This is a genomic window from Burkholderia sp. SJZ089, from assembly GCF_007828315.1.
In the GTDB taxonomy this organism is placed as follows: Bacteria; Pseudomonadota; Gammaproteobacteria; order Burkholderiales; family Burkholderiaceae; genus Burkholderia; species Burkholderia gladioli.
This window is the reverse complement of sequence record NZ_VIUM01000004.1, coordinates 339,640-353,704: the sequence shown is the minus strand read 5'-3', so window position 1 is coordinate 353,704 and position 14,065 is coordinate 339,640. Positions and strand designations below refer to the sequence as shown.

Annotated in this window: 10 protein-coding genes and 1 riboswitch; of the genes, 4 read left to right on the top strand and 6 right to left on the bottom strand. The window is 70.3% G+C overall.

Translation table 11 applies throughout. From position 1 onward, the window contains the following. Nucleotides 1-52 precede the first annotated feature (52 nt). The gene (locus FB600_RS09860; RefSeq protein WP_098152164.1) at nucleotides 53-631 is read left to right on the top strand and encodes a type 1 glutamine amidotransferase domain-containing protein; all 579 of its coding nucleotides are present in this window, start codon (nucleotides 53-55) and stop codon (nucleotides 629-631) included. A gap of 13 nt (nucleotides 632-644) precedes the next feature. Here FB600_RS09860 and FB600_RS09855 read toward each other — a convergent pair whose 3' ends face one another. Then, a complete protein-coding gene (locus tag FB600_RS09855) occupies nucleotides 645-1,535 on the bottom strand; it encodes a LysR family transcriptional regulator (RefSeq protein WP_098182841.1) in 891 nt (296 codons plus the stop codon). Nucleotides 1,536-1,692: 157 nt separating this feature from the next. Here FB600_RS09855 and FB600_RS09850 point away from each other — a divergent pair, with 157 nt between their 5' ends. From FB600_RS09850 to FB600_RS09840, 3 genes are all read left to right on the top strand, one after another. Then, entirely contained in the window at nucleotides 1,693-3,300 is a 1,608-nt protein-coding gene (locus tag FB600_RS09850; protein WP_145756680.1) for an MFS transporter, read from the top strand. 62 nt (nucleotides 3,301-3,362) lie between these two features. Continuing rightward, nucleotides 3,363-3,465, top strand: a riboswitch (SAM-I-IV-variant riboswitch). 44 nt (nucleotides 3,466-3,509) lie between these two features. Beyond that, nucleotides 3,510-3,887, top strand: coding sequence for a hypothetical protein (locus FB600_RS09845; RefSeq protein WP_025098323.1), 378 nt, complete (start codon nucleotides 3,510-3,512; stop codon nucleotides 3,885-3,887). 355 nt (nucleotides 3,888-4,242) lie between these two features. Next, on the top strand, nucleotides 4,243-5,439 hold the full coding sequence (locus FB600_RS09840) for a GGDEF domain-containing protein (protein ID WP_105820117.1): 1,197 nt from the start codon (nucleotides 4,243-4,245) through the stop codon (nucleotides 5,437-5,439). Between the two features lie 56 nt (nucleotides 5,440-5,495). Here the strand turns inward: FB600_RS09840 and FB600_RS09835 are convergent, their stop codons facing one another. From FB600_RS09835 to FB600_RS09810, 5 genes are all read right to left on the bottom strand, one after another. Then, nucleotides 5,496-5,711, bottom strand: coding sequence for a DUF3820 family protein (locus FB600_RS09835; protein WP_013690094.1), 216 nt, complete (start codon nucleotides 5,709-5,711; stop codon nucleotides 5,496-5,498). Nucleotides 5,712-5,721: 10 nt separating this feature from the next. Further along, a complete protein-coding gene (locus FB600_RS09830; RefSeq protein ID WP_013690093.1) occupies nucleotides 5,722-6,036 on the bottom strand; it encodes a hypothetical protein in 315 nt (104 codons plus the stop codon). 208 nt (nucleotides 6,037-6,244) lie between these two features. Beyond that, entirely contained in the window at nucleotides 6,245-7,240 is a 996-nt protein-coding gene (locus FB600_RS09825; RefSeq protein ID WP_098152157.1) for a transglutaminase N-terminal domain-containing protein, read from the bottom strand. A 290-nt stretch (nucleotides 7,241-7,530) separates the two neighbouring features. Beyond that, a complete protein-coding gene (locus tag FB600_RS09815; protein WP_145756750.1) occupies nucleotides 7,531-10,140 on the bottom strand; it encodes a circularly permuted type 2 ATP-grasp protein in 2,610 nt (869 codons plus the stop codon). A gap of 201 nt (nucleotides 10,141-10,341) precedes the next feature. After that, nucleotides 10,342-13,827: a DUF2126 domain-containing protein gene (locus tag FB600_RS09810; RefSeq protein WP_145756679.1), complete on the bottom strand. Its 3,486-nt coding sequence runs from the start codon at nucleotides 13,825-13,827 to the stop codon at nucleotides 10,342-10,344. Nucleotides 13,828-14,065: the final 238 nt, after the last annotated feature.

Sequence of the window (14,065 nt, the reverse complement as noted above, 5' to 3'; positions counted from 1 at the left end):
TCTCCTTACCGGTTCCGGCATGTCGATGCCGCAACCCAGCAAGGAGAATGTCATGGCAGGCAAACTGAACGATTGCAGGATCGCGATTCTCGCCGTCGACGGCTTCGAACAGGTCGAGCTGACCGAGCCGCAACGCGCCTTGCAGGCCGAAGGCGCGAAAGTCGAGGTGATTTCGCAGAAAGCGGGCGAGATCCAGGGTTTCAAGCATGTCGACAAGGGCGATCCCACCAGGGTCGACCGCCTGTTCGACGAGGCGCGCGCCGACGACTACGACGCCGTGGTGCTGCCGGGCGGCGTGGTCAACGGCGATGCGATCCGGATGATTCCGGCCGCGCGCCGCTTCGTCAGCGAGGCGCATGCCGCCGACAAGCCGATCGCCGTGATCTGCCACGGCGGCTGGCTGCCGGTATCGGCGGGCATCGTCAAGGGTCACCGGATGACGAGCTGGCCGAGCCTGCAGGACGACATCCGCAACGCGGGCGGCGAATGGGTCGACGAGCGCGTGGTGCGCGACGGCAACCTGATCACCAGCCGCAAGCCCGACGATCTCGATGCCTTCGTCTCGACCCTGGTGGAGTGCCTGGTGGCCAGGCGCGACGGCAAGCAAGACAACGCGAGACGTCACGCCTGAACGCGGGCGTGCCTCAAGGCGCCGGGAACAGGTGCTCGCACATGAAGTCGACGAACACGCGCAGCTTGGGCGATAGCTGGCGGCTCGACGGCCACAGGATCGAGAACTGTCCCGGCGCGATCGAATGCGGCTCGAGCACCTCGACGAGCGAGCCGGCGGCCAGCGCGTCGCGCGCCAGGAAGTCGGGCATGAAGCCGATGCCGAAGCCGGCGATCACGGCGCCGCGCAAGGCTTCCATGTTGTTGCAGGTCATCGCGCAGCGCAGGTTCGGCGGCTCGCCGCCGTCGGGCAGCAGGCTCCAGGGCTGCAGCTTGCCGGTGGTCGGGAAGCGGTAGCGCACGCCCTCGTGCGCGGCGAGATCGGCCAGGCCGCGCGGCACGCCCGCGCGCGCCAGGTAGCCGGGCGAGGCGCACAGCACGAAGCGAAACGGGCCGAGCCGGCGCGACATCAGGCTCGAATCGCTGAGCTGGCCGCTGCGGATCACCGCGTCGAAGCCGCCTTCCACCACGTCCACCAGCCGGTCGTTGAAGTCGAGATCGAGTTCGATGTCGGGATAGCGCGCGCTGAAGGCCGGCAGCACCGGCAGCAGGAAGCGGTAGCCGATCACCGGCAGGCTCACGCGCAGGCGGCCGCGCGGCGTCTGCGCCGAGGCCGAGAGCGTCGCCTCGGCATCGCGCAACTCCTCCAGGATGCGATGGCAGCGCTCGTGGAAATGACGCCCCTCCTCGGTCAGCGTGACGCGGCGCGTGGTGCGATGGAACAGGCGCACGCCGAGCGAACGCTCCAGCCTGGCGATGGTCTTGCCGACCGCCGAGGCCGAGATGCCAAGCTTGCGGCCGGCCGCCACGAAGCTCAGGGTTTCCGCCGTGCGCACGAAGGCGACGATGCCGTTCAGATTGTCCATGTCGCTTCGACCCCGATCGCTTGATCACATTGCGGAATATAAATCCCTTATCTGTGGAATCCCAGCCTGTTTTTCGTCGATTGATTCCAGAATATCGTTGGTCGCTCCAGATGCCGGCCATGTCGACCGGCCGGCATCGCCCCTTCCAGGAGCGAACATGCCTTCCCCGACCTCTCCCGATTCCACCCGCCGGCTGGTGGTGCTCGGCGCCGTCTGCATGGCGGCGCTGGCCTTGCCGCTGGCCTTCTCCGGCGGCGCCGTCGCCACGCCGGCGATCGGCCGCGACCTGGGCGGCAGCCCCGCCGCGATCGCCTGGATCACCAATGCCTTCATGCTCAGCTTCGGCAGCCTGCTGATGGCGGCCGGCACGCTGGCCGACCGCTTCGGCCGCCGCCGGCTGTTCGCCTTCGGCGTGGCCGGCTTCACGCTCAGCTCGGCCGCGCTCGGCTTCGCCCCCTCGATCCTGGCCGTCGACCTGCTGCGCGCCGCGCAGGGCGTGGCCGCCGCCGCGGCGCTGGCCGGCGGCACCGCCGCGCTGGCCCAGGAATTCGACGGCCATGCCCGCACGCGCGCCTTCAGCGCGCTGGGCACCACCTTCGGGATCGGCCTCGCGTTCGGGCCGGTGATCGCCGGCGCGCTGATCGAGCGCTTCGGCTGGCGGGCGATCTTCGCCAGCGGCGCGCTCGCGGGCGCGCTGTCGCTGGGCTTCGGCGTGCCGCGCATGCGCGAATCGCGCGACCCGCAGGCGCGCCGGCTCGACCTGGGCGGCACGCTGAGCTTCACGGCCGCGCTCGGCGCCTTCACCTGCGGCGTGATCGAGGCGCCCTCGCTAGGCTGGACGTCGCCCGCCGTGGTCTCGCTGCTGGCGGGCTTCGTGGGGTTCGCGCTGCTGTTCGTGCTGATCGAAACGCGCAGCGAGCGGCCCATGCTCGACCTGACGCTGTTGCGCTACCCGCGCTTCGTCGGCGTGCAGTTGCTGCCGATCGCCACCTGCTACTGCTACATCGTGCTGCTGGTGCTGCTGCCGCTGCGCTTCATCGGCGTGGACGGCCACGACGAGATCCACGCGGCCTGGCTGATGCTGGCGATCTCGGCGCCGATGCTAGTGGTGCCCTTCGTCGCCGCGACGCTGACGCGCTGGATGTCGGCCGGCACCATCTCGGGGATCGGCCTGGCGCTTGCCGCGCTGGGCCTGCACCTGCTGAACGGCGCGCTGCGCGAGGGCGTCGCCGACAGCGCCGTGCTGCTGCCGATGCTGGTGATCGGCGCCGGCGCGGGGCTACCCTGGGGCTTGATGGATGGGCTGTCGGTCAGCGTGGTGCCGAAATCGCGCGCGGGCATGGCGGCCGGCATCTTCAGCACCACGCGCGTGGCTGGCGAAGGGATCGCGCTGGCGATCTCGGGCGCCGTGCTGGCCGCGTTCGCGCAGCGTGACCTGCTGAGCGCGATGCCGTCTGCGCCTTCCGCCGTGGCCGACGCGGCCGCCCGGCTGGCCACCGGCGATCTCGCGCAGGCGGCCTTGCGGCTGCCGGAGGTCGGCGCGGCCGGCCTACGTGCCGCGTATCACGCCGCGTTCGCGCACCTGCTCGACGGGCTCACGGCGATCACGCTGCTCTGCGCACTGGCGGCCTTCGCGTTCCTGAGCCGGATGCGCGTGGCCGAGGGCGCGGCCGAAGTCGCACCGCCCGAATCGCGCGCCGGGCACGCCGCCGAACCCGGCGATGCCGCCCGCCCCCTGGCTGACGTGGGTCAGTCCCGGGCCTGATGTCATTTGAATGGACAAAATGCGGCCCGCTTGGCAAGGGCTGCGTTTTTTCTTATGATGTGCGCTTGCATCCAGAGTCGGGTTCCCCGACGCCAACCTGCCTACCCGGGCAAGGTGGACGCCACCAGGCGATGCGGCCGATAGTCGGCAACGAAGCGGGAGCGGCCCAGCCGGCACCGGTTCGAATTCAGTCAGTCACCGGAGCTTGCATGCAGCAGAATCCTCGCCTTTCCCCCCTTGCCGACCTGATCGCCGATTCCTCGCCATGTCTGCCGGGCTCCCGCCTGATCCATCTGTTCCAGATCGTTTCCTCCGCCAGCCAGGATGCCGTCGCGCGCGTTTCCAGCTTCCTTTCGGAGCAAGGCGCGCCGCTTGGTGAACCGCGCGTGTCGCGCTGTCGCGAACTGCTGACCCAGACCATCGTGCTCGACGGCATCGGCGAGCGCCGCGCGCGGCTGCTGCGCGAGCAGTTGCTGGCGCTCGACGGCGTGCTGCGGATCCGCCTCGAGCACCGTTTCGTGCGCGCGGATGCGGGCGACGACGCGCCGGACTACGACGACTGCCGCCCGGCCTGCACGGCGGCCTGAGGCATCACACGCCCGAACGCGCCCCGCCCGCGGCCCTCGATTTCGGACTTCGACGATCGTGTTTCGGATCCGTCCGACATCCGCCGTCGCCTGATTTCCGTAAAACGACGTCGCGAATACCGCGAACCCGCCGCCAAAACCGAGTTCACGCTGAATAATCCCGCGCGGCCTTATCGAGGCCCTGATGCCTAATCGCGCGAGCCCAACCCGGCTGAACAATTGGGAATCCGGATTGCATCGGGATGCAAACTTCTTCCGGTACGATACGCGCTTTGCCAGAAGGCATCCGACCCAGCCGCGCGACCTTGCGTTGCGCCCAGTGCCTTCGGGGATCGCCCTCTTTCGTTACGTCGCCATGTCCATCCCGACCGCGCTTATCGGCATCGCGAGTCTGTCCTGCCTGATGAGCGTCGCCGTTCTCGGCTCGCTGTTCCATGCCCAGATACCGGGAATCCGCCATTGGTGCCTGGCCAGCGGCGTGCTGGCGGCGGTCACCGCGCTGCTCCTGCTGTTCCAGCGCTCGCCGAGCATCATCCTGGGCGCGAGCGCCTTGCTGGTGGTCGCCTCGCTGTCCGCGCTCCAGGGTTTCCGGCGCTTCTTTCACCTGCGCGCCTCCTTGAGCGGCGAATACCTCGCGGTCGGCGCGATCCTGGCCGGGCTGGTCTACTGGACCTACCTCTCGCCCGACATCGATGCCCGGGTCATGATCATCTCGGCCTTTCTCGGTTATGTGCGCTTCGTCATCGCCTGGCTGGTGCAACGACATCGGCCGGCGGGCCGGCCGCGATACGGCTATTACTTCGTCTCGGGTGTCGCGCTGCTGGGGGCCTTCGTCCATGTGATCCGATGTGCCGTCTATGGGCTGGGGCTGGCGCACGAAACCGATTTCCTGGAAGCGACGCCCGTCAACGTGGCGTTTCTCGGCATGGCCACCCTGACCTTGCCCTGCCTGTCGGTCGGCATGGTGATGCTGGCCCACGATCGACTGGCCGAGCGCATGGAACGCCTGGCCACCATCGACGACCTGACCGGCGTGTTCGGGCGGCGCGCCTTCATCGCGCGCGCCGAGGCGCTGCTGGGTTCGGCCAGGGGAGCGAAGTCGACGCTGTCGATCGCCCTGCTCGACATCGACAACTTCAAGAGCATCAACGATCGCCACGGGCACGCGGCAGGCGACCAGGCGCTCGCCAACGTCGCCGCGACGATCTCGCGGGAAATCCGGCAAGCCGATGTGCTGGGCCGCGTCGGCGGCGAGGAATTCGCGCTGCTGCTGCCGCGCACCGGCAAGGAGGACGCGCTGCGCCTGGTCGATCGACTGCGCGCGATCGTGGCGAGCTCGGTTTCCGAAGGGCCGGCCGCGTGCGTGGCCTGCACCCTCAGCGCCGGCGTCGACGAATTCCGCGCCTGCGATACCCTGGCCTCGGCGATGGCGAGAGCCGACGCGGCGCTCTATGCCGCCAAGGCGAAAGGCCGGAACTGCGTGGTGCTGGCGGGGGCGGAGCAGGGAAAGTGGATCGAGCCGGTGGAGACGGCCGTCCTGAATCGCCGCTGAAACGAGGCACCGAGCCCGTTCGGCAAACCGCGCCATCCGAACCGGAAGCCTCGGCCCTACCCCCGCTTGCGCAAGGGCTCGAGCATGTCCTTCAAACCGTTATGGTCGATCTCGTGCATCAGCGCGAGCAGCCGGCCGACTTCCCCACGCGGGAAACCCTCCCGGGCCATCCAGTTCAGGTAATGCCCGGGCAGGTCGGCGATCACCCTGCCCTTGTACTTGCCGAAGGGCATCACGAAGCTGACCAGGCGTTCGAGCTCGCTCGCGTCCATGGGCGGTGCGTCAGGCGTCCTTCAGCCAGGGCATCTCCACCGGCGACACCACCAGTTGCCGGCCCTCGCGCTTCAGGTCGAAGATGAAGCCCACCAGGATCATCGAATCGGCATAGGGAATCGGAAACACCTGCGGATTGTCCGGCGCGAGCAGCGGATGCGCCGGCTTGTCCGCCGTCTGCGCGGCATTCTCGCGGATGCTCTCCAGTTCGTCGGCCATCGCCTGGCCGCTGTCCTTCAGCACGCGGCTACGCAGGTCGCCGAAGGGTTCGATGCGTGCCGCATCTTCGTGGTACTCCGGCACTTCGTAAAGGAACCAGGACATGGGCGTCTCCCGAGAAAAAGGCTGCCATTCTAACGCCAGGCGCTCTCCCGACGACCGGCTCAATCTCGTCTGGCGCCGACGAGCCGGCTTGCGGCCCGGCCACCAGGGCAGCGAGCCGCATGCGGCCCGCCAATCGAGGCACCGGTGCTAAGTCGAGGCGCCCCGCGGGTCGCCGGTATGGCCGGCCGGCGACGGACCCGGGCCGCTATCAGCGCCCGGCGGTTTCCTCGATCGGCTCGACCGTCACGCCCACCGTCAGCACCTGGTCGGCGCCGCCGCCGCGGATCACGCCGCGCAGTGGCGTGACGTCGGCATAGTCGCGGCCCACCGACAGCATCACGTAGTCGTTGCCGGGGGCGCGGTCGTTGGTCGGGTCGAGCTGTAGCCAGCCGCCGTCCTCGGGCCAGGCCGGATCGTAGACCTCGACCCAGGCATGCGAGGCGTCCGCGCCAATCAGGCGCGGCTGCCCCGGCGGCGGCTGGGTCAGCAGGTAGCCGCTGACGTAACGCGCGGCCAGGCCCAGCGAGCGCATCGCGCCGATCATCACGTGCGCGAAGTCCTGGCAGACGCCCTTGCGCAAGGCCAGCGCGTCGAGCGCCGAGGTGTTCACGTCGGTGCTGTTCGGCGTGTAGGCGAAATCCGCATGAATGCGCCGCATCAATTCCCAGGCCGCCTGCACCAGCAGCCGCCCCGGCACGAAGCTCCTGGCCGCGTAGGCGGCCAGCTCGGGATGGCTGGCCACGTGCCGCGACGGAAACACGAACTCGCTGGCGGCGTCGTAGGGCTGGCCTGCCTGGTAGCTGAGCCGGTCGCGCACGACCTCCCAGGCGCTGGCGGTGCCCGGCGCGGGCATCGCGACCGCGGGCGGCGGCTCGCCGCGCGTGCCGGCCGAGCGTTCGGGCGGGCTCACGCGCACCACGCTGCGGCTGCGCACGAACAACTCCTCGTGCGGCTGGTTGAGGGCGAACGAGGTGCGCTGGTTGCCGAAGGCGTCGATCTCGACGCCCACGCCTTCCGGCAGGGGCTCGATGTGGAGCGAGAAATCGAGCAGTTGCTGGCGCGGCAGGTCGAGCGGCTTGAGCCGCGCCTGGTGCTGGGCGGATTCCACCCGCGCGGCGTAGCGGTAGCGCGTGTCGTGCGTGACACGCAGCGTGCGCGGCTCGATGGGCGATATCGCGGCGGCGGGCGCGGCTGCCGCCGGCACCGATGCCGGTGCTGCCGTGGCGGCGCAAGCGCCCGCCGGCGCCGGCGCGCACGGCTGCGTCGCCGCAGTGGCCAACGCGGTGGCCGCCTCGCGCGGCGTCGAGGCCGCGGCTTCGTTTGCCCTAACCGCCGCGTTCACGCCGCTTGCCTCGCGCCCCGCCAGCGCTGCGGCCTCGCCGGCCGCGGCCGGCTGCGCCGCACGCGGCGCCGAAGCCGCCGCCTCGCCCGGTTCGCGTCCCTGCACTTGACGCGCGCGCAACTCGCGCGCCGCCTCATCGGTGGGTTTTCCGCTCATCCCCATAGCGACCTGCCTGATTCCCGCACATGACTGAAATAACGTTCGCCGATCCGGTTCGACAGCTCCCTGGCGGCCCGGCTGACCGATTGCAGGCGCTCCAGCAGCACCGCGTGACGGCCGTCCTCGTCGGTCTCGCAGAGCGCGTGCAGCGACCAGGCGCCGATCTCGGGCATGGTCTCCGACAGCTCCGAGAGCGCATAACCCTCGCCGTGCTCGACCTTGGTCAGGCGCCCCTGCATCTTCTGCACCACCCAGGCCAGCGAGCGCGGATTGTCTCCGTTCAGCACCACCAGCGACAGCAGCGGCGCCACGTCGAAGCCGCGCTGGAACTGCGAGCGGAACGTGATGGTGCTGTCGAACAGCTCCAGCACCAGCTCGAAACCGTCCTGCTTGGTGACGGCGCCGTCCTCGAAGGCGAAGCGCAGCACGCTGGCGAGGAAATCGACGCGATCGATCTGGCGGCCGATCGACAGCAGGCGCCAGCCGTCGTCGCGCGTCATGTTGTCGGTCTGCGCGCCGGTGATCGCCGAGAGCAGCAGGTTGAGCCGGTCGAGCAGCTGCAGCGCGGCATTGCCGAGCTGTTCCTCGGGCTCGTCCTCGCCGTTGGTGGGCTCGTCGAACAACTGGGTGGCATCGTCGATCAGCCGCCACTGGTCGCGCGAGAGCCGCTCGCGGATCGCCGCGGCCGCGCCGCGCATGCCGAGCACGCAGGCCGCGATGCCCGAGCCGCGATCGGCGCGCCGCGACAGCGCGCGCGCCAGCGTCTGCTGGAACTCGCGCGGCGACACCGCGGCCGATTGCGTCTCGGCCGGGATCAGCCCGTTCTCGCGGCACAGCGCGTCGAGCAGTTCGAGATGCGCGGGACTGTCGACGTCGTCCTCGCCGCGCAGCCGCTCGAAGGCGGCACGCGCCAGGCGCGTCAGGTTGGCGGCGCGCTCGGTGTAGCGGCCCAGCCAGAACAGGTTCTCGGCGGCACGGCTGGAGATCGTGCGCGGCCGCGCCACCAGGTCGTCGGGGCCGAGATGCGTCTGCAGCAGCGTGGTCGGGTCGATCGCGCCTTCGGTGATAACCCAGGTGTCGACGCTGCTGCCGCCGCGCGGCATCGGCGCGTTGAACAGCTCGTCACGCGTGCCGACCCGCGAAAGCCCGCCCGGTAGCACGCGCCAGGAGCCGGTGCCGTCGGCCAGCGCGAACACGCGCAGCAGCAGCGGCTTGGGCACGATCCGCGCGCCGCCTTCGTAGCCCTGCGCGCTGCTCGGCCAGGTCGGCGCCTGCGAGGGCGGCAGGTCCGACTGCACCACGTAGTGGGCCGGATTGGCGAGGATCCGCGCGCGCCATTCGAGCAACTGCTGGTGGCTCAGCCGCGCGCCGATGACCGGGTCGAAACGCCCGCCCGCCTGCGCCAGCGGCGGATAGGCGGGCTTGATGATGGAGCGCGCCAGGAGCGGCAACGCGTCGGCGCAGGCGGCCGCCTCGCCGCACCACCAGGTGGGCAGCGCCGGCAGCTCCAGCGTCTCGCCGAGCAGGCTCTCGGCCAGCTTGGGCAGGAAGCCGAGCACGCCCGGCGATTCGAGGAAGCCCGAACCCGGCGCATTGGCCAGCAGCACGTTGCCGGCGCGCACCGCCTGCAGCAGGCCCGGCACGCCGAGCATCGAATCGGGGCGAAGCTCGAGCGGGTCCAGCCATTCGTCGTCGACGCGGCACAGGATGCCGTGCACCGGCTCCAGCCCGCTCAGCGTCTTCAGGTAGACGTGCTGGTCGCGCGCGGTCAGGTCGCCGCCTTCCACCAGGGTCAGGCCGAGATAGCGCGCCAGGTAGGCGTGCTCGAAATAGGTCGGCGCGTGGCGGCCCGGCGTGAGCAGCACGATGCGCGAGTTCTTCTTGGCCGGGCTCAGGTCCTGCATGCTGTGCAGCAGCGCGCGATAGCTGGCGGCCAGGCGCTGCACGCGCAGGCCGCGGAACGCGCGCGGGAACAGCCGCGAGACGATCACGCGGTTCTCGAGCAGGTAGCCGAGCCCGGTGGGCCCTTGCGTGTGCTGCGCGACCAGCCGCCAGCGCCCGTCGGGGCCGCGCATCAGGTCGAAGGCGGCCAGGTGCAGCCACATGCCGCCCGGCACGGTGGCGCCGCGCATCGGCCGCAGGTAGCCGGGGTGCCCCGTCACCAGGGCCGGCGGCAGCAGGCCCTGCCTGAGGATAGTCTGCTCGCCATAGACGTCGGCCGTCATGGCGTTGAGCAGGCGCATGCGCTGCAGCACGCCGCGCTCGATGCTGGCCCAGTCGTCGGGCGCGACGATCATCGGCAGCAGGTCGAGCGACCAGGGCCGCGCGGCGCTGCCGCCGGCGTTCTGGTCGTGCAACTGGTAGGCCAGCCCGTTTTCGCGCATGCGGCGCTCGAGCGCCTCGGCGCGGCGGTCGAGGTCGGCGAAGCCAACGCTGCCGAGCTGGGTGAAGAAGTCGCGCCAGACCGGCGCCAGCGCGGCCGTCTGCAGCGCCGCCGCGCCGCCGCGCAGCTCGTCGTAGCGGCCGGTCACGGCCGGCGCGGCCAGCGCCGCGCCGAGCTCGGCGGCGTCCTGGATCGATCCTGTGTCGAAGAGCGTATGCATGGCGTCGTCGGCGCTCAGATCGTCGATAAATTGGGGAAGCACGATGTCGTTTCGTCAGCCTGGGCCTGGCGCGAGCAGCGTCGCGGACACCTCGTCCGCGACGCGCGCCGCCCGTCGAGCCCGAATCCTATCATTGCGGACCGACGGGTCCGACCACCTGGGCGGCCGGCTGTCTCCTCCGGTCTTGCCTGCGCATTGTTTTCAATCCCGGCGCAGGTCGAGGGTGAACGGGAATTCTCGGCTCGGCGCGGCCGGCGCCACCTCCATGCGTCCCGGCGTGTGGCCGATCGAGACGAAGCGCGCCAGGCGCCGGCTCTCCGCCTCGTAGGCATTGACCGGGAAGGTCGCGTAGTTGCGCCCGCCCGGATGCGCGACGTGGTAGCGGCAGCCGCCCAGCGACCGGCTCATCCAGGTATCGACGATGTCGAAGGTCAGCGGCGCGTGCACGCCGAGCGTCGGATGCAGGGCCGAGGGCGGCGCCCAGGCCTTGTAGCGCACCCCCGCCACGTATTCGCCGGCCGTGCCGGTGGGCTGCAGCGGCAGCGCCCGGCCGTTCACGGTGATCACGTGACGGTTGTCGTTCAGGCCGCTCACGCGCACCTCGAGCCGCTCCAGCGAGGAATCGACATAGCGCACCGTGCCGCCGACCGCGCCCTCCTCGCCCATCACGTGCCAGGGTTCGAGCGCGCCGCGCAGGCTCAGCTCGATGCCCTTCACCGCCACCTGGCCGAACAGCGGGAAGCGGAATTCGAAATGCGGCGCGAACCAGGCCGCGTCGAACGGGAAACCGGCCTCGCGCATCTCGGCCATCACGTCGTCGAAATCCATCTTCACGAAGGCCGGCAGCATGAAGCGATCGTGCAGCGCGGTGCCCCAGCGCGTCAGCGAGGTCGTGTAGGGACGATCCCAGAAACGCGCCACCAGCGCGCGCAGCAGCAGTTGCTGCACCAGGCTCATGCGCGCGTGCGGCGGCATCTCGAAGGCGCGCAATTCCAGCAGGCCGAGCCGGCCGGTGGAGGAATCGGGCGAGTAGAGCTTGTCGATGCAGAACTCGGAGCGATGGGTGTTGCCGCTCACGTCGATCAAGAGGTTGCGCAGCACCCGGTCGACCAGCCAGGGCGGCATGTCCTGCCCGTAAAGCAGCTTGTTGCGTTCGATCTCCTTGAAGGCGATGTCGAGCTCGTAGACCTGGTCGTTGCGTGCCTCGTCCACCCGCGGCGCCTGGCTGGTCGGCCCGATGAACAGGCCAGAGAACAGGTAGGACAGCGAGGGATGGTTGTGCCAGTAGGCGATCAGGCTGGCCAGCAGGTCGGGCCGGCGCAGGAACGGGCTGTCGGCCGGCGTCGCGCCGCCCAGCACGAAGTGGTTGCCGCCGCCGGTGCCGACATGGCGGCCGTCGATCATGAACTTCTCCGACGACAGGCGCGTGCGCCAGGCCGCGTCGTAGAGGAATTCGGTCTGCTGCACCAGTTGCCGGAAATCGTGCGCCGGGTGGATGTTCACCTCGATCACGCCCGGGTCGGGCGTGACCTGCAGCACCGCCAGACGCGCGTCGCGCGGCGGGGCATAACCTTCCAGCACCAGCTTCACGCCGAGCGAGCGGGCGGTCAGCTCGACCGCGGAAAGCAGGTCGAGATAATCCTCCAGCGCGGCCAGCGGCGGCATGAACAGGTAGAGCACGCCGTGGCGGACCTCGGCGCACAGCGCGGTGCGCGTGATCCAGGCGGCCGATTCGAAGCGATCGGGGTAGCGGTTCGCGGCGGCCTCGTGCGGGGCGCGGGCGGCGCCCTCGCCGGCCGCCGAGCCGGCCGGTTCGCCGAACTCGCCTCGGCCGGCCTGATCCCGTGCATCCAGCGGCGACTGCAGCGCCGTGCGCGGCGCGGCGGCCATGCGCTGGGCGCCGTAGCCGCCCTGCCCGGCCAGGTAGCGCGGCGCGTCGGCGGCGCCGAGGTAACGCGCGCGCAGCGCCTCGGCGGTCGGCAGCGGCACGGCCGGCGCGAACGGATCCTGGTCGATCAGGTAGGGGAAGTCGGTGGCGCTGACCCAGGGCAGCGAATCGAGCGGCAGGCGATAACCCATCGGCGAATCGCCGGGGATCAGGTACATGCGCTCGTCGCGGAAGAACCACGGGCCGGTTTCCCAGCGCGGGCCGGCCAGCCCGGGCGATTGCGGCAGCGGCTTCAGAGGCAGCACGTAGCCGATCACCGTGTCGAGCTTCTGGTCGAACACCTTGCGCAGCCGCGCGCGCTCCAGTTCGTCGTCCAGGCGCGAGTCGAACGGGTCGACGTTGACCGGCAGCCGGCGTTCGCGCCACAGGTAGTACCAGACGTCCTCGAAACCGGGACGCATATGCTCGTCGCTCAGGCCGAGCCGCCCGGCCAGCGCGCGCAGGAAGCGCTGCGCGTCCTCGGTGGTGTAGGAGGACGGCTCGCGCTCGTCGGCGAACAGCGCCGGGTCCTGCCAGACCGGCTCGCCGTCCTTGCGCCAGAACACCGACAACGCCCAGCGCGGCAACTGCTCGCCCGGGTACCACTTGCCCTGGCCGAAATGCAGGAAGCCGCCCTCGCCGTATTCGGCGCGCAGCTTCTGGATCAGCGAGGTGGCGTAGCCGCGCTTGGTGGGCCCGAGCGCGTCGGTATTCCATTCGGCGCCGTCGCGATCGTCGATCGAGACGAAGGTGGGCTCGCCGCCCTGGGTCAGCCGCACGTCGCCGGCCGCCAGTTGCGCGTCGACCGCCGCGCCCAGCTCCAGCACGTCGCCCCATTGCGATTCGGTATAAGGCTTGGTCACGCGCGGCGATTCGTAGATGCGCGTGACGACCATCTCGTGCTCGAACTCCACCTCGCATTCGTCGATCAGCCCCTCGACCGGCGCGGCGCTGGTCGGCTGCGGCGTGCAGGCGAGCGGGATGTGGCCTTCGCCGGCCAGCAGGCCCGAGGTCGGATCGAAGCCGATCCAGCCGGCGCCGGGCAGGTAGACCTCGCACCAGGCATGCAGGTCGGTGAAGTCGACCTCGGTGCCGCTGGGGCCGTCGAGCGATTTCACGTCGGGTGTCAACTGGATCAGGTAGCCCGACACGAAACGCGCGGCCAGGCCCAGGTGGCGGCACAGCTGCACCAGCAGCCAGCCGCTGTCGCGGCACGAGCCCGAGGCCAGCTTCAGCGTTTCCTCGGGCGTCTGCACGCCGGGCTCCAGGCGCACCAGGTAGCGGATGTCCTTCTGCAGCTGCTGGTTCAGCGCCACCAGGAAGTCGATGGTGCCCTGCGGCGCGCGATCGATGCCGGCCAGGTAGTCGCGGAACAGCGGCGAGGCGCCGGTGGCCGCGTCGCAGACCAGGTAGGGCGCGAGCTCGTCGCGCAGCGCGGCGTCGTAGCTGAACGGAAAGGTCTCCGCCGCCTCCTCCAGGAAGAAGTCGAACGGGTTGTAGACCGACATCTCGGCCACCAGGTCGATGGTGATTTCGAAGCCGCGCGTGCGCTCGGGAAACACGAGGCGCCCGAGGTAGTTCGCGAACGGGTCCTGCTGCCAGTTCACGAAATGCTGCGCGGGCTCGACCTTCATCGAGTACGACAGGATCGGCGTGCGGCAATGCGGAGCCGGACGCAGCCGCACGATCTGCGGGCCGAGCCCGACCAGCCGGTCGTAGCGGTAGCGGGTGGTGTGGTGAAGCGCGACGTGGATGGACATGTCAGGGTCGGTCGGTTCGGGTCAGGTCGGGACGACAGGCGCTACGGTTCAGGGTTTCGGTGCTGCTTCGAGGGTGGTTCGCGGTGTTGCGCGCGGGGGTTCGGTCAGGTGCCGCGCTTCGGGCCGGGGATCCGGCAACCACGCGGCGCTCGCGGCGCCACATGCCCCGCCCGAGGACGAAGCGCGCGGCTGCCACGCTCGCGACGGGCGCAGCCGGCGATCGAGGCGACAGCGGCCG